Origin of the sequence: Actinomadura sp. NPDC047616 (assembly GCF_040642915.1) — a bacterium.
In the GTDB taxonomy this organism is placed as follows: domain Bacteria; phylum Actinomycetota; class Actinomycetes; order Streptosporangiales; family Streptosporangiaceae; genus Spirillospora; species Spirillospora miaoliensis.
This window is the reverse complement of sequence record NZ_JBEYTB010000005.1, coordinates 238,254-252,323: the sequence shown is the minus strand read 5'-3', so window position 1 is coordinate 252,323 and position 14,070 is coordinate 238,254. Positions and strand designations below refer to the sequence as shown.

Below are 14,070 nucleotides of genomic sequence, written 5' to 3'. Positions count from 1 at the left end.
CTGTGACGATTCGCACACTATCTGCGACCGGTGGGTGACTAGGGCTCCTCGAGCCGGAAGCCCACCTTCAGGCCCACCTGATAGTGCGCGACCTCGCCCTGCGAGAGGTCGCCGCGGATCTCGGTGACCTCGAACCAGTCCAGGTGGCGCAGGGTCTGCGCGGCGCGGGCGACGGCGTTGCGGATGGCTGCGTCGACGGACTCCGGCGAGCTGCCGACGATCTCGGTCACCCGGTAGGTGTGGTCGGTCATGTGGGTCCCCTTCCCTGGTGTTTCCCCCTGGTGTCGCCGTCCTGCTCCCACGGGCGTACCGTGGAAATGTGAAGGTCATTCCCCGCAGGCGCGCCGCGGTCTACACGGTGACCGACGCGCCCAAGCCGATGTCGGAGGACATCAGCTACCGGCAGCGCCGCTACCTGATCTCGATGGGGATCCGGACGGGCTGCTTCGTGGGAGCGGTGCTCTCGGCGATGCTCGGCGCGCCGCTGTGGCTGGTGGTCCTGTTGGTGGTGGGCGCGCTGTTCCTGCCGTACATCAGCGTGATCTTCGCCAACGGCGGCCGCGAGCCGCAGCCGACCGCCCGCTTCACCGACGAAAGCACGAACCGGAAGCAGATTTCCGGACATGGTCCGGAAATCGGGTCGTGACTTTCTCTTGACTAAGGGCGGGGGGGTTCGGTGTACGATTTGTCTCGGCGCTCTGGTCCCCCGTCGGAGCGCCCGTGCCGGTGTTCCGGGCCCCCGTCGGAACACCGATGATGCGACGCCGGGTGGATTGCCCCCGTATCCACCCGGCGTCGCTTTCTCTTTGCGGGGACCGGGTTCCGCTCTCCCGATCATGCGCGTTCCACTGTGACGAACGGACGCGGCGGCCGGGCGGTTCCCCGTCGCTGACCGGACCCGGCCAACACGTTTCGGCGCCTTCTTCCCGACTCTCGCGGCGCCTCCGCATGGTGCACGCGCGGGGCGTCATGCGGCGCCGCGCTCAGGGCGCCGTGGAGCGTTCGCCGGCGGCACGCCCACCCGATCTTGCCTGCCGCGCCCACCGGGCCCTCACAGGCGCGCACACCGCCGTGCGGTGCCGTCCCGGAGTCGTGGACGCCGGGGGCGTCCGGGCGCACGGCGCTTGATTCTAGAACGAGATTCCAATTAGGTTGGCGTCGGCCGGACACGCGGCGGGAACCGAGGAGGCGCAATGGCCGGGAGCAGGGTCGCCATCGTCACGGGCGCGGCGCGCGGCATCGGCGCGGCGACGGCGGTGCGGCTGGCGGTCGACGGGTTCGCCGTCGCGGTGTGCGACCTGGACGAGGCCGCGTGCGCGGGCACGGTCGAGGAGATCGACCGGGCGGGCGGCCGGGGGCTGGCCGTCGGGGTGGACGTGGCGGACGCGCAGGCCGTGCGGGCGGCGGTCGACCGGGTGGCGGCCGAGCTGGGGCCGCCGGTGGTGCTGGTCAACAACGCCGGGATCATCCGCGACAACCTGCTGTTCAAGATGACCGACGACGACTGGGACGCGGTCATGGCCGTGCACCTGCGCGGCGCGTTCCTGATGAGCCGGGCCGTGCAGGCGCACATGACCGAGGCGGGCTGGGGCCGGATCGTCAACCTGTCGAGCACCTCGGCGCTGGGCAACCGCGGCCAGGCCAACTACTCGGCGGCCAAGGCGGGCCTGCAGGGCTTCACCAAGACCCTCGCGATCGAGCTGGGCCGGTTCGGGGTGACGGTGAACGCGATCGCGCCCGGGTTCATCGCCACCGAGATGACGGCGGCGACCGCGGCGCGCATGGGCGTGGACTTCGAGGACTTCAAGGCCGCGGCCGCCAGGGAGATCCCGGTGCGGCGGGTCGGCGTGCCCGGCGACATCGCCGGGGTGGTGGCGTTCCTGGTCGGCGACGACGCCTCGTTCGTGTCCGGCCAGGTGATCTACGTGGCGGGCGGGCCGCGCGCCTGAGCCGTCCCCGCCCGCCTGAGCCCTCCCGGGTCAGCGGCGCAGCACGGCGGCGAGCTGGGCGGCCAGCACGCGCGGGGCGTCCACCAGCGACGGGCCGTACCAGGTGAGGCGGCGGCCGTCGACCAGGGCGACGTCGACGCCGGGGAAGCATTCGGGGCCGTCGTCGGCGGTGAAGCGGTACGGCTCGTCCGGCAGCACCACCAGGTCGGCGCCGGCGGCGGTCAGCTCGTCGATGCCGATCTTGGGGTAGCGGTCGGGATGGCCGGCGTAGAGGTTGTCCACGCCGAGCCGTGACAGCACGTCGCCGGTGAAGGTGTCGCGCCCGACGACCATCCACGGCCGCCGCCACACCGGGACGACCGCCGTCCGGCGGCGCGGCGGAACGGGCGGCGCCGACCACGCGCGGGCGGCCTCGTCCAGCCAGGCGGGGACGGGGACGCGGCAGGCCTCGGCGAGCATGCGGCGCAGCGAGGTCAGGGCCTGGCCGACGGTGCGGATGTCGGTCATCCACACCGCGATCCCGGCCGCGCGCAGCGCCGCGACGTCGGCGGGGCGGTTCTCCTCGGCGTTGCCGAGCACGACGTCGGGACGCAGGGCGGCGACGCGTTCCAGGTCGGGGTTCTTGGTGCCGCGCACCCGCGTGACGTCCAGGCCGGGCGGGTGGGTGCACCAGTCGGTGGCGCCGGCCAGCAGGCCGGGCGCCGTCACCGCGACCGTCTCGGTCAGCGACGGCACCAGCGACACCACCCGGCGCACCCGGTCCGGGACGGGCACGGGCGCGCCGGTGTCGTCGAGCGGGCCGGCGTGGGGCGGGACGGCCATCACACGTTGCGCCGGTACTGGCCCCCGACCTCGAAGAACGCCTCGGTGATCTGCTGGAGGCTGCACACCCGCGCCGCGTCCATCAGCACCGCGAACACGTTCTCCCCGGACCGGGCGGCCTCCTTCAACGCCGCCAGGGCGGCCTGGGCGTCCTCGCGGTGGCGGTCCTGGAAGGCGCGGACGCGCTCCAGCTGCGAGCGCTTCTCCTCCTCGGTGGCGCGCGCCAGCTCCAGCGGCCCGTCCGCCGCGTCGTCGCCGTCGGGGTTGCGGAACGTGTTGACGCCGATGATCGGCAGGGAGCCGTCGTGCTTGCGCCGCTCGTACAGCATCGACTCGTCCTGGATGCGGCCGCGCTGGTAGCCGGTCTCCATGGCGCCCAGCACCCCGCCGCGCTCGCTGATGCGGTCGAACTCGGCCAGCACCGCCTCCTCCACCAGGTCGGTCAGCTCCTCGATGACGAACGAGCCCTGCAGCGGGTTCTCGTTCATCGCCAGGCCCCACTCCCTGTTGATGATGAGCTGGATGGCCAGGGCGCGGCGCACCGACTCGGCGGTGGGGGTGGTGACGGCCTCGTCGTAGGCGTTGGTGTGCAGGCTGTTGCAGTTGTCGAAAATGGCGATGAGGGCCTGCAGCGTCGTGCGGATGTCGTTGAAGTTCATCTCCTGGGCGTGCAGGGAACGGCCCGACGTCTGGATGTGGTACTTCAGCTTCTGGCTGCGCTCGTTGGCGCCGTACCGCTCGCGCATGGCGATCGCCCAGATGCGGCGGGCGACCCGGCCGATGACGCTGTATTCGGGGTCCATGCCGTTGGAGAAGAAGAACGACAGGTTGGGCGCGAAGTCGTCGACGTCCATGCCCCGCGCCAAATACGACTCGACGTAGGTGAAGCCGTTGGCCAGCGTGAACGCCAGCTGGCTGATCGGGTTCGCCCCGGCCTCGGCGATGTGGTACCCGGAAATGGACACCGAGTAGAAGTTGCGGACCTTGTTGGCGATGAACCATTCCTGGATGTCGGCCATCATCCGCAGCGAGAACTCGGTGGAGAAGATGCAGGTGTTCTGGCCCTGGTCCTCCTTGAGGATGTCGGCCTGCACGGTGCCGCGCACCGTCGACAGCACCCGGGCCCGGATGTCGGCGGCCTCCTGCGCGGTGGGTTCGCGGCCGTGCTCGGCGCGGAAGGCGTCCAGGCCCTGGTCGATCGCGGTGTTGAGGAAGAACGCCAGGATGGTGGGCGCCGGGCCGTTGATCGTCATCGACACGGAGGTGGTCGGCGCGGACAGGTCGAAGCCGTCGTAGAGCGCCTTCATGTCGTCCAGCGTGGCGATGGAGACGCCGGAGGTGCCGACCTTGCCGTAGACGTCGGGACGCTCGCCGGGGTCGCGCCCGTACAGCGTCACCGAGTCGAACGCGGTGGACAGGCGGGTGGCGGGCTGGCCCTCCGACAGCAGCTTGAAGCGGCGGTTGGTGCGGAACGGGTCGCCCTCGCCGGCGAACATCCGCGCCGGGTCCTCGTTGTCGCGCTTGAAGGGGAACACCCCGGCGGTGAAGGGGAAGCGGCCGGGCAGGTTCTCCGCGCGCAGGAACCGCAGCAGCTCGCCGTGGTCCTGGTAGCGGGGCAGCGCGACGCGCGGGATGCGGCTGCCCGACAGGGTCTCGCGGGTCAGCCTGGTCCGCAGCTCCTTGTCGCGGACGCGGACGACCTGCTCCTCGCCGGAGTAGGCCTCGACGACCTTCGGCCACTGCTCGACCAGCGCGGCGCTGTCGGCGGAGACGGCGCGGCGGGCGTCCTCCAGCAGCCGGCCGACCTCGTCGGCGGCGTCGCCGGTCAGCTCCTCGCGCACGGCCGCCAGGCGCTGCGCGCGCCGCACGGCCTCGACCTGGCGGGCCGTCTCGGCGTGGTAGCCGCGGACGGTCTGGGCGATCTCGGCGAGGTAGTTCGCGCGGGCGGGCGGGATGATCTGCGCGGCGCCCGTGGACACGCGGGTGTCGGCCCTGGGCAGCGTGCCGGGTTCCAGGTGCAGGCCGTGCTCGGCCAGCAGCCCGGTCAGGCTCTGGTAGAGGGCGGTGACGCCGTCGTCGTTGAAGGTGGCGGCGCTGGTGCCGAACACCGGCATGTCCTCGGGCCGCGATCCGAACGCCTCGCGGTTGCGCACCAGCTGGCGCGACACGTCGCGCAGGGCGTCGGCGGCGCCGCGCCGTTCGAACTTGTTGATCGCCACCACGTCGGCGAAGTCCAGCATGTCGATCTTCTCGAGCTGGGACGCGGCGCCGAACTCGGGCGTCATCACGTACAGCGCGACGTCGGCCAGCGGGACGATCGCGGCGTCGCCCTGCCCGATGCCGGGGGTCTCCAGGATGACCAGGTCGTATCCGGCGGCGCGGCAGGCGGCGACGATGTCCTCGATGCGGTCCGGCAGCTCGCGGCCGCCGCGGGTGGCCAGCGAGCGGAAGAACACGTGGTCGCCGTCCAGGGAGTTCATCCGGATGCGGTCGCCGAGCAGCGCCCCGCCGCCGCGGCGCCGGGTCGGGTCGACCGCCAGGACCGCCACGCGCAGCTTGTCCTGCTGGTCGACGCGCAGCCGGCGCACCAGCTCGTCGGTGAGGGACGACTTGCCGGAGCCGCCGGTGCCGGTGATGCCGAGGACGGGGACGGCGCGGCGGGACGCGGCCTCGGCGATGACCTCGCGGTCGCGGTCGGGCAGCCGGTCCTCCTGCAGGCAGGTGATGGCGCGGGCCAGGGCGCGCCGCTCCCCCGCCAGCACGCCCTCCACCGGCTCGGGCGGCAGTTCGGCGTCGCAGTCGCGGATCAGCTCGTTGATCATTCCGGGCAGGCCGAGCCGCTGCCCGTCCTGCGGGGAGAAGATGCGCACGCCGGAGTCGGCCAGCCGGGCGATCTCGTCCGGGACGATCACGCCGCCCCCGCCGCCGAAGATCTTGACGTGCCCGGCGCCGGACTCGCGCAGCAGCCGCGCCAGGTACTCGAAGTACTCCACGTGGCCGCCCTGGTAGGAGCTGATCGCCACGCCGTGGGCGTCCTCCTCCAGAACCGCGTCCACCACCTCGCGCACGGACCGGTCGTGGCCCAGGTGGACCACCTCGGCCCCCTGCGACTGCAGGATCCGCCGCATGATGTTGATCGCCGCGTCGTGCCCGTCGAACAGGGCCGCCGCCGTCACGAACCGCACCGGGCGCGCCGGGACGTGCATGAGCCACCTCGCGATCGTCTGTGGGCCGCTCACCAAGCCCTTGGAAGTCCAATATTTGGAAGCTAAAGTAATTCGCATGCGCGACGCGGTCAAGGCTCCGGACGGCGGATACGGTGAGGCGGTGCCCGTTCCCGACCCCATCGCCGAGGCGCACCGGCAGTGGAGCGCGCGCTGGCCCGAGCACGCCGACCGGATGGCCGCGGTCACGTCGGTGATGCGCGTCCAGCAGCTGCTGCTCGCCCGCATCGAGACCGTCCTCAAACCGCACGGCCTGACGTTCGCCGCCTACGAGGCGCTGCGCCTGCTGGCCTTCACCCGCACCGGCGCCCTGCCCATGGGCAAGATGGGGGCGCGGCTGATGGTGCACCCGGCGTCGGTCACCAACGTCATCGGACGGCTGGAGCGCCGGGGCCTGGTCCAGCGCCGCCCCTCCCCCGACGACCGCCGTGTGGTCCTCGCCGAGATCACCCCCGCCGGCCGCGAACTGGCCGAGGACGCCACCCGCGCCCTGCACGAGGCGTCGTTCGGGCTGGCGGACCTGACCGCCGAGCAGGCCGAGCAGGTCACCGCCGTGCTGCGCGCCGTGCGGGCCGCGGCCGGCGAGGTCCCCCCGGAGCCGCCCCGGCCGCGGGCCGGGCGTTGACTTCCCCGCGCGCGGTGCGAGCGTTGGAGGGGATCATGGGCGGCAGGACATGGGAGGGGGTGCCGGCGTGGCGAACGAGACCGTCTTCACCTACGGCGCGCCGCAGCTGAAGTTCGGGCCCGGCGCGGCCGACGAGATCGGCTACGACCTGGCCCGGTACGGGGCGCGGCGGGCGCTGGTGGTGACCGACCCGGGGGTGGCCGCGACCGGCGCCCCGCAGCGCGTCGCGGACGCCATGAAGGCCTACGACGTGACGGCGACGGTGTTCGACGGCGTGCGCGTGGAGCCGACCGACGAGAGCCTGCGCCGGGCCGTCGCGCACGCCCGCGACACCGGCCCCTACGACGCGATCGTGGCGGTCGGCGGCGGGTCCAGCATCGACACCGCCAAGGCCGTCGACCTGCTGATCACCAACGAGGGCGACCTGGCGGACTACCTCAACCCGCCGGTCGGCGCGGGGCGCGCCCCCGCCCGGCCGCTGCTGCCGCTGGTGGCCGTGCCGACCACCACGGGCACCGGCGCCGAGAGCACCACGGTGTGCGTGCTGGACGTGCTGGAGCTGAAGGTCAAGACCGGCATCAGCCATCCGGCGCTGCGTCCCGCGCTGGCCGTGGTGGACCCCGGCCTGACAGTCAGCCAGCCCGCCGGGGTGACCGCGTCGTCGGGGATGGACATCGTCTGCCACGCCCTGGAGTCGTACACGGCGCGGCCGTACGACGCGTTCGACCGCAAGGCGCCCGAGCAGCGCGTGCCGTACTGCGGCGCCAACCCGATCTCCGACATGTGGTCGGAGAGGTCGCTGACGCTGATCGCGCGGTCGTTCCGCGCCGCCGTGCGCGACGGCGACGACACCCGCGCCCGCGGCGACATGGCGCTGGCCGCGACGTTCGCCGGGCTCGGGTTCGGCAACGCGGGCGTGCACGTCCCGCACGCCAACGCCTACCCGATCGCGGGCCGCGTCCGCGGGTTCCGCCCGTCCGGCTACCCCGGCGGCGAGCCGCTGGTGCCGCACGGCATGGCGGTGTCGCTGACCGCGCCCGAGGCGTTCCGGTTCACCTTCGAGGCGTGCCCGGAGCGGCACGTGCGGGCGGCGGAGCTGCTCGCCCCCGGGCTGGAGCGTCCGGACGACCCGGCCGAGCACCTGCCGCGGGCGCTGCTGGCGCTGATGCGCGACATCGGCATCCCGGACGGGGTGGGGGCGGTCGGCTACACCGAGGCCGACGTGCCGGACCTGGTGGCGGGCACGATGAAGCAGCAGCGTCTGCTGGCCATCGCGCCGCGCCCGGTGACCGAGGAGGACGTCGCCGGGATCTTCACCCGTTCGCTGCGCCTGTGGTGAGCCGCGCCGCCCGTCCCGGGGGCCGTGCGGGGCCGGGGACGGTGGCACCGCACTGGATCGGCGCGCCTTGTCCCGGTATATACCGTGGTGAACCCCGGACCGCGGGCGGGTGGGGAACGGCACGACGTGGTGCCGGGCGTGCCCGGGGCGGGGCTGGAGCGGGAGATGACTGACGCACCTCGTGAGCCCGAGGAACTGACCTACGGCTCCTACCTTCGGCTGGACAGGCTGCTGACCTGCCAGGAACCGCGCACCGGCGCGCACGACGAGCTGTTGTTCGTCGTCATCCACCAGGTGTACGAGCTGTGGTTCAAGCAGATCCTGCACGAGGCGGCGCTGCTGCAGCGCAGGCTGGAGGACGGCAACAGCGCCGGGTCCCTGCACACCGCCCGCCGCATCGCCAAGATCCTCAAGACGGTGGTGGGGCAGCTGGACGTGCTGGAGACGATGACGCCCCGGCAGTTCGCCTCGTTCCGCGACGCCCTGGGCACCTCCAGCGGGTTCCAGTCGGACCAGTTCCGGCGGATCGAGGCGGTGCTGGGACGCCGCGCGTTCCCCGCCTCGGACCTGCGCGACGACCCCGAGCTCCGGGAGACCGTGCGCCGCCCGTCGCTGATGGACTCGCTGCTGCGCTACCTGGCGGGGCGCGGCCACCCCGTCCCCGCCGACATCCTCGACCGCGACCCGGCGCGGCCGTGGGAGCCCGACCCGCGCGTGCAGAACGTGCTGGTGGCGGTGTACGCCGACGACAGCCGCCCCGAGGCGGAGGTATGCGAGGCGCTGGTCGACGTGGACGAGGGCGTACAGGAGTGGCGGTACCGGCACGTCAAGATGGTCGAGCGCACCATCGGCGCCAAGCTCGGCACCGGCGGGTCGGCCGGGGCCGACTACCTGCGCTCCACGTTGTTCGTACCCGCGTTCCCGGACCTGTGGGAGGTCCGGTCGAAGATCGAGGAGGAGCCCGTCGATGGCGCGTGAGGAGAGCGTGGCCGTGGTCGGGGCGGGCCTGGCCGGATGCCTGCTGGCCACGCTGCTGGGCCGGCGCGGCGTGCCGGTGACGGTGTACGAGCGGCGTCCCGACCCGCGCGTGGCCGGGCCCGAACGCGGCCGGTCCATCAACCTGGCGATCTCCGCGCGCGGCCTGGCCGCGCTGGAGGAGGTCGGGCTGCGCGAGGAGGCCCTGGCCCGCGCGCTGCCCATGCACGGCCGGATGGTGCACCCCCTGGGCGGGGCCCGCAACTTCCAGCCCTACAGCGCCGACGGCACCCGCGCGATCAACTCGATCAGCCGCGCCGAGCTGAACGCCGCGTTGCTGGACGCCGCCGAGGCCACCCCCGGCGTGACGGTGCGCTTCGGGCACCGGCTCACCAACGTCGACGCCGCCAAGGGACGGCTGACGCTGGAGACGCCGGACGGCGTGGTCACCGAGGACGCCGGCGTGGTGCTGGCCGGCGACGGCGCCTACAGCGCGGCCCGCCGCACGATCGAGGGCGTCGAGCCGTTCACCCACACCCAGGACTTCCTCGAACACGGCTACAAGGAGCTGACCATCCCGCCGACGGCCGGCGGGGACTTCGCGCTGGACCCCGACGCCCTGCACATCTGGCCGCGCGGCGACGCCATGATGATCGCGCTGCCGAACCTGGACCGCTCGTTCACCTGCACGCTGTTCTGGCCCAAGGCCGACTTCGACGCGCTGGACACGCCGCGCCGGGTGCGCGAGCACTTCCGGGCCCGCTATCCCGACGTGGCCGGGCTCATGCCGGACCTGGCCGACGACTTCGCGCACAACCCCGTCGGGTCGCTGGTGACGGTGCGGTGCTGGCCGTGGGTGCGGTACGGCAGGGGCGCGACGGTGGCGCTGCTGGGCGACGCCGCGCACGCGATCGTGCCGTTCTACGGGCAGGGCGCCAACTGCGCGTTCGAGGACTGCGTCGAGATCGACCGCTGCCTGGAGGAGACCGGCGGGAACTGGCGGCGCGCGCTGTCGATCTACCAGGAGCGGCGCAAGCCCAACACCGACGCGATCGCGGAGATGGCGCTGGACAACTTCGTCGAGATGCGCGATCGGGTCGCCTCCCCGGCGTTCCGGCTCGGCCAGGCCGCCCAGCACGCGCTGGAGCGGCGGCTGCCGGGCCGGTACGTGTCGCGGTACGAGCTGGTGTCGTTCAGCACCGTGCCGTACGCGCGGATCCCCGAGCGGATCAGGCGGCAGAACCGGACGCTGGCGGCGGCGGGGCTTGCGGCGTTCGCGGCGACGGGGCTGACCGTCCGGGCCGCTCGTGCCGCCCTGCGCCGACGGGCCGCCGCCGCGCCGGCCGGGGCGGGCGCCCGCGCCGTCCGTGCCGCCCGTGCCGCCCGCGCCCTGCGCCGGAGCCGCTGACCAGGTCGTACAGCGCGGCGACCAGGGCCGCCAGCACGAATCCGATGACGACGAACAGGCCGTGCCGGAAGGCCAGCGCCCAGTCGCCGTGCGTGCCGGCGACGGTGGCGAAGTAGATCGCGCCGGTGGTGGCGATGCCGACGGCGGCGCCGAAGCGCTGCCCGGTCTGCAGCACCCCGGCGGCGCTGCCGCCGCCCGTCCGCGGCACCTCCGCCAGGGTGATCGTCTGGTTGGGCGCGATGACCAGGCCGCTGCCGAGCCCCGCGACCAGCAGCGGCACGGCGGTGAACCACGCCACGTCCGGTCCGGACCGCAGTTCCACGGCGACCCACACGGCGACCAGCCCGGCCGCGACGACCGCCAGCCCCACCGCGACGAGGGGACGCCCGTAGCGCGCCACGATCCGTCCGCCGACCGTGGCGGCCACGGCCGATCCGAGCGCGAAGGGGGTCATCGACACGCCCGCCAGCAGGGGGCTGTAGCCGAGCCCGATCTGCAGGTAGAGGGTGTAGGTGAAGAAGATCGCGGTGAATCCGGCGAAGTACAGCACGGCGATGGCCGTGCCCAGGCCGTAGGAGCGCAGGCGGAACAGCGTCAGGTCCACCATGGGCGAGGGGTGCCGCCGCTCCCACAGCGTGAACACCGCGATCACGGCGGCGCCGAGCAGCACCAGGAGCCACTTGCCGTTGCCGTGCCACTGCCGTTCCTGCACGAACGGCAGCATCACGCACACGACGCCGACGCCCAGCAGCAGCACGCCGAGCGGGTCGAGGCCGCGCCGTTCCCCGTACTGCGGCGGGGGCAGCAGCCGCCACGCCAGCGGCAGCGCCACCAGGCCGACGGGGATGTTGACGTAGAACACCCAGCGCCAGCCCTCCTCGATCCCGGCCAGGGCGATCAGCGCGCCGCCGAGCATGGGGCCGACGGCGGTGGCGATGCCGATGACGGCGCCGAGCGCGCCGAACGCCCGGCCGCGTTCGGCGCCGACGAACAGCTGCTGGATCAGCCCGGCGGTCTGCGGCTGCAGCACGCCCGCCGCCGCGCCCTGCACCAGCCGGGCCGCGACCAGCAGCTCGACGGTGGGGGCGAGCCCGGCCAGGGCGCTGGAGGCGGTGAACAGCGCCAGCCCGGCCATGAACACCGCGCGGCGGCTGCGCGCGTCGCCCAGCCGCCCGGCCGGCACCAGCACCAGGCCGAACGTCAGCGCGTATCCCGACACGATCCACTGCAGGCCCGACTCCGAGGCGTGCAGCCCCTCCCGGATCGACGGCAGCGCGACGTTGACGATGCTGACGTCCAGCAGGGTCATGAACGCGGCGACCAGGCACACCGCCAGGGCCTGCCAGCGGCGCCGGGCGCAGTGCACCGCCGTGGGGGTGGTCGTCGATCCGGTGGGCGATCCGGTGGGCATGGACCGGAGCATGTCCGGGCTCGTCACGGTCCAAACCATGCCCCCACGTAAGCCGCGTTACGGACTTATGTGACAAGGTGGTCATGTGACGGATGTGCCGCCGGACCCCGCCCCTGACGACGCGGAACAGCAGTGCTCGGCCAAGGGCTGCCGGGACGCCGCCGTGTGGGCGCTGCGCTGGAACAACCCCAAGATCCACACTCCGGAGCGGCGCAAGGTCTGGCTGGCCTGCGACGCGCACCGCGAGCACCTGTCGGCGTTCCTGGACCGCCGCGGGTTCCTGCGCGACGTCGTCCCGCTCGCCGAGCTGGACGAGCCCGCCTAGCCCCGGGCCCGCCCGGGCGGGCGCGCGTTCAGGCCAGGCCGGGCGGCGACTGCGTCACGCCGGGCGAGCCGCCCGCGTCGCCCTTCCACCCCTCGGCCATCTCGGTGATGCGGGCCGCGGCGTCCCGGGCGGGCGTGCCGCGGCCGACGGCCAGGCCGAGCAGGAAGGTCGTCAGCGGGGCGCCGGGCCGCGCCACGCCGTGCGCGACGTCGCGGGCCAGGTCCAGCACCAGGTCCCGGTCGACCTCGCCGCGGTCCAGGCCGAGCTCCAGGCAGACGGCCTCGATCCACTCCTCCAGCATCGTCACTCCTCCCCTTCGGTCAGCAGGCGCCGGGCGTGCGCCAGCGCACCGGGGGTGTCGCAGTCGTACCACGGGGGCCGCTCCCCCGCCGCGCCGGCCGGCCCCAGGGACACCCGGACGGGTGTCAGCGGGCCCAGCACGCCGCGCAGCGAGGCGCCCTCGTAACCGGCCAGCGCGGCGCGCAGTCCGGCGGTCCGCCAGCATCCCGCGAGCCATTGTTCCCGCCCCTCGGCGTCGACCAGCACCGCCCCGCCGCCCCGGCCGCGGCGCGCGGCGTCCAGCAGCGCGGCGACGTGCCCGGGACGCAGGAACGGCAGGTCGGCGGCCAGCAGCGCCAGCCAGGGCGCCCGCACCTCGGCCAACCCCGCGCGCAGGGCGGGGACGGGCCCGGCGCCGGGCGGGTCCTCACGGACCACGGTCGCGTGCGGCAGTTCCGCCCGGGGCGGCCCGACGACGATCAGGTGCCGCGCGTCCCGCACCGCCTCGGCGACACGGGCGACCAGGGTGCGCCCGCCGACCGGCAGGCCGGGCTTGTCGGCGCCGTCCATCCGGCGGGCGCGGCCGCCCGCCAGCACCACCGCGTCGAAGACCTCCTCGAACGCCGTGCCGAACGCCGCGTCGAACGCCTGGGTCATCGGCGCCGTGCTCACCCGCCGATCGCGGACATGGGACGGGCGGGCTGCAGGAAGGCGGGGTCGTCGATGCCGTGCCCGGCGCGCTTGACGCGCACCGCGGCCCGCCACCGCTCGGCCAGCTCCTCGTCGGACGCGCCGCCGCGCAGCGCCCCGCGCAGGTCGGACTCCTCGGTGGCGAACAGGCAGTTGCGGACCTGCCCGTCGGCGGTGAGGCGGACCCGGTCGCAGTTCCCGCAGAACGGCCGGGTCACCGAGCCGATCACCCCGACCGTGCCGGGACCGCCGTCGACCAGGAACGTCTCGGCCGGGGCGCTGCCGCGCGCCGCCGGGTCGTCGGGAGTGAGGGTGAACGCCTCGCCCAGCCGGGCCAGGATCTCGTCCGCGGTGATCATGCCGGCGCGGGTCCAGCCGTGCTGGGCGTCCAGCGGCATCTGCTCGATGAACCGCAGCCGGTAGCCGTGGTCGAGGCAGTAGCGCAGCAGCGGCACCGCCTCGTGGTCGTTGACGCCGCGCATCAGCACCGCGTTGACCTTGACCGGCGCCAGGCCCGCGGCGGCCGCGGCGGCCAGGCCCGTCAGCACGTCGCCGAGGCGGTCGCGGTGCGCCAGCCGCCGGAACACCTCGGGGTCGAGGGTGTCCAGGGACACGTTCACGCGGTCCAGGCCCGCCTCGGCCAGCGGGGCGGCCAGCCGGTCCAGCCCGATCCCGTTGGTGGTGACCGAGATCTGCGGGCGGGGCCGCAGCTCGGCGGTGCGCCGCACGATGCCGGCCAGGCCGCGGCGCAGCAGCGGCTCGCCGCCGGTGTAGCGGACCTCGGTGATGCCGAGGCGTTCGACGCCCACCCGCACCAGCCGCACCACCTCGTCGTCGGTGAGCACCTCCGGCTTGGGCAGCCAGTCCAGGCCCTCGGGAGGCATGCAGTAGGAGCACCGCAGGTTGCACCGGTCCGTCAGGGAGACCCGCAGATCGGTGGCGGTACGACCGAAGGTGTCGACCAGCACGGACGCCCTTTCCCACTGCCGTGGCGGCGCCGTGTCGCACGGGCCGCCTGGATTG

The 14,070-nt window shown here is 73.9% G+C and carries 13 protein-coding genes and 1 pseudogene; 7 read left to right on the top strand and 7 right to left on the bottom strand.

Annotated elements, in window-relative coordinates:
• Positions 1 to 38: 38 nt before the first annotated feature.
• Positions 39 to 251 (bottom strand): dodecin, encoded by a 213-nt coding sequence (locus ABZ801_RS14700; protein ID WP_360697676.1) that lies wholly within the window; start codon positions 249 to 251, stop codon positions 39 to 41.
• A 68-nt stretch (positions 252 to 319) separates the two neighbouring features.
• On the opposite strand from ABZ801_RS14700, the gene ABZ801_RS14695 reads away from it, so the two are divergent.
• Both ABZ801_RS14695 and fabG read left to right on the top strand, forming a co-directional pair.
• The gene (locus ABZ801_RS14695) at positions 320 to 646 is read left to right on the top strand and encodes a DUF3099 domain-containing protein (RefSeq protein ID WP_360697673.1); all 327 of its coding nucleotides are present in this window, start codon (positions 320 to 322) and stop codon (positions 644 to 646) included.
• Positions 647 to 1,193: 547 nt separating this feature from the next.
• Complete coding sequence (gene fabG, locus ABZ801_RS14690; RefSeq protein ID WP_360697670.1) at positions 1,194 to 1,949, top strand: 3-oxoacyl-ACP reductase FabG; 756 nt, start codon at positions 1,194 to 1,196, stop codon at positions 1,947 to 1,949.
• 30 nt (positions 1,950 to 1,979) lie between these two features.
• Here fabG and ABZ801_RS14685 read toward each other — a convergent pair whose 3' ends face one another.
• Entirely contained in the window at positions 1,980 to 2,771 is a 792-nt protein-coding gene (locus ABZ801_RS14685) for a helical backbone metal receptor (RefSeq protein WP_360697667.1), read from the bottom strand.
• A complete protein-coding gene (gene icmF, locus ABZ801_RS14680) occupies positions 2,771 to 5,977 on the bottom strand; it encodes a fused isobutyryl-CoA mutase/GTPase IcmF (RefSeq protein WP_360697664.1) in 3,207 nt (1,068 codons plus the stop codon). Before icmF ends, ABZ801_RS14685 begins: the two co-directional genes overlap by 1 nt.
• Before the next feature lie 76 nt (positions 5,978 to 6,053).
• Between icmF and ABZ801_RS14675 the strand changes: the two genes are divergently transcribed.
• The 4 genes and pseudogenes from ABZ801_RS14675 to ABZ801_RS14660 form a co-directional block, all read left to right on the top strand.
• Positions 6,054 to 6,620 carry a MarR family transcriptional regulator gene (locus tag ABZ801_RS14675; RefSeq protein ID WP_360697661.1) on the top strand — a complete coding sequence of 189 codons (567 nt, stop codon included), beginning with the start codon at positions 6,054 to 6,056 and terminating at the stop codon, positions 6,618 to 6,620.
• Positions 6,621 to 6,687: 67 nt separating this feature from the next.
• Positions 6,688 to 7,959, top strand: a complete 1,272-nt coding sequence (locus tag ABZ801_RS14670; RefSeq protein ID WP_360697658.1) for a hydroxyacid-oxoacid transhydrogenase — start codon at positions 6,688 to 6,690, stop codon at positions 7,957 to 7,959.
• Between the two features lie 165 nt (positions 7,960 to 8,124).
• Positions 8,125 to 8,937 (top strand): tryptophan 2,3-dioxygenase family protein, encoded by an 813-nt coding sequence (locus tag ABZ801_RS14665; RefSeq protein ID WP_360697655.1) that lies wholly within the window; start codon positions 8,125 to 8,127, stop codon positions 8,935 to 8,937.
• Positions 8,927 to 9,979 (top strand): annotated as a pseudogene (locus ABZ801_RS14660) (NAD(P)/FAD-dependent oxidoreductase); the annotation flags it as partial. The gene ABZ801_RS14665 and the pseudogene ABZ801_RS14660, both read left to right, overlap by 11 nt.
• Before the next feature lie 184 nt (positions 9,980 to 10,163).
• Here ABZ801_RS14660 and ABZ801_RS14655 read toward each other — a convergent pair.
• Positions 10,164 to 11,753: an MFS transporter gene (locus tag ABZ801_RS14655; RefSeq protein WP_360697652.1), complete on the bottom strand. Its 1,590-nt coding sequence runs from the start codon at positions 11,751 to 11,753 to the stop codon at positions 10,164 to 10,166.
• An 85-nt stretch (positions 11,754 to 11,838) separates the two neighbouring features.
• On the opposite strand from ABZ801_RS14655, the gene ABZ801_RS14650 reads away from it, so the two are divergent.
• Positions 11,839 to 12,078 carry a hypothetical protein gene (locus tag ABZ801_RS14650; RefSeq protein WP_360697649.1) on the top strand — a complete coding sequence of 80 codons (240 nt, stop codon included), beginning with the start codon at positions 11,839 to 11,841 and terminating at the stop codon, positions 12,076 to 12,078.
• Positions 12,079 to 12,106: 28 nt separating this feature from the next.
• Here ABZ801_RS14650 and ABZ801_RS14645 read toward each other — a convergent pair whose 3' ends face one another.
• The 3 genes from ABZ801_RS14645 to moaA are packed head-to-tail and all read right to left on the bottom strand — an operon-like array spanning position 12,107 to position 14,015.
• Positions 12,107 to 12,379, bottom strand: a complete 273-nt coding sequence (locus ABZ801_RS14645) for a DUF6457 domain-containing protein (protein ID WP_344945036.1) — start codon at positions 12,377 to 12,379, stop codon at positions 12,107 to 12,109.
• Between the two features lie 2 nt (positions 12,380 to 12,381).
• Positions 12,382 to 13,014: a molybdenum cofactor guanylyltransferase gene (locus ABZ801_RS14640; RefSeq protein ID WP_360698176.1), complete on the bottom strand. Its 633-nt coding sequence runs from the start codon at positions 13,012 to 13,014 to the stop codon at positions 12,382 to 12,384.
• Positions 13,015 to 13,025: 11 nt separating this feature from the next.
• Positions 13,026 to 14,015 (bottom strand): GTP 3',8-cyclase MoaA, encoded by a 990-nt coding sequence (gene moaA, locus ABZ801_RS14635; protein WP_344945033.1) that lies wholly within the window; start codon positions 14,013 to 14,015, stop codon positions 13,026 to 13,028.
• Positions 14,016 to 14,070: the final 55 nt, after the last annotated feature.

What these genes read in the sequence shown, in the direction of transcription:
- icmF (WP_360697664.1), bottom strand. Translation starts at nt 5,977, where the DNA reads ATGCACGTCCCGGCGCGCCCGGTGCGGTTCGTGACGGCGGCGGCCCTG.
- ABZ801_RS14665 (WP_360697655.1), top strand. Translation starts at nt 8,125, where the DNA reads ATGACTGACGCACCTCGTGAGCCCGAGGAACTGACCTACGGCTCCTAC.
- ABZ801_RS14675 (WP_360697661.1), top strand. Translation starts at nt 6,054, where the DNA reads ATGCGCGACGCGGTCAAGGCTCCGGACGGCGGATACGGTGAGGCGGTG.
- ABZ801_RS14640 (WP_360698176.1), bottom strand. Translation starts at nt 13,014, where the DNA reads ATGACCCAGGCGTTCGACGCGGCGTTCGGCACGGCGTTCGAGGAGGTC.
- ABZ801_RS14655 (WP_360697652.1), bottom strand. Translation starts at nt 11,753, where the DNA reads ATGCCCACCGGATCGCCCACCGGATCGACGACCACCCCCACGGCGGTG.
- ABZ801_RS14685 (WP_360697667.1), bottom strand. Translation starts at nt 2,771, where the DNA reads ATGGCCGTCCCGCCCCACGCCGGCCCGCTCGACGACACCGGCGCGCCC.
- ABZ801_RS14700 (WP_360697676.1), bottom strand. Translation starts at nt 251, where the DNA reads ATGACCGACCACACCTACCGGGTGACCGAGATCGTCGGCAGCTCGCCG.
- fabG (WP_360697670.1), top strand. Translation starts at nt 1,194, where the DNA reads ATGGCCGGGAGCAGGGTCGCCATCGTCACGGGCGCGGCGCGCGGCATC.
- ABZ801_RS14645 (WP_344945036.1), bottom strand. Translation starts at nt 12,379, where the DNA reads ATGCTGGAGGAGTGGATCGAGGCCGTCTGCCTGGAGCTCGGCCTGGAC.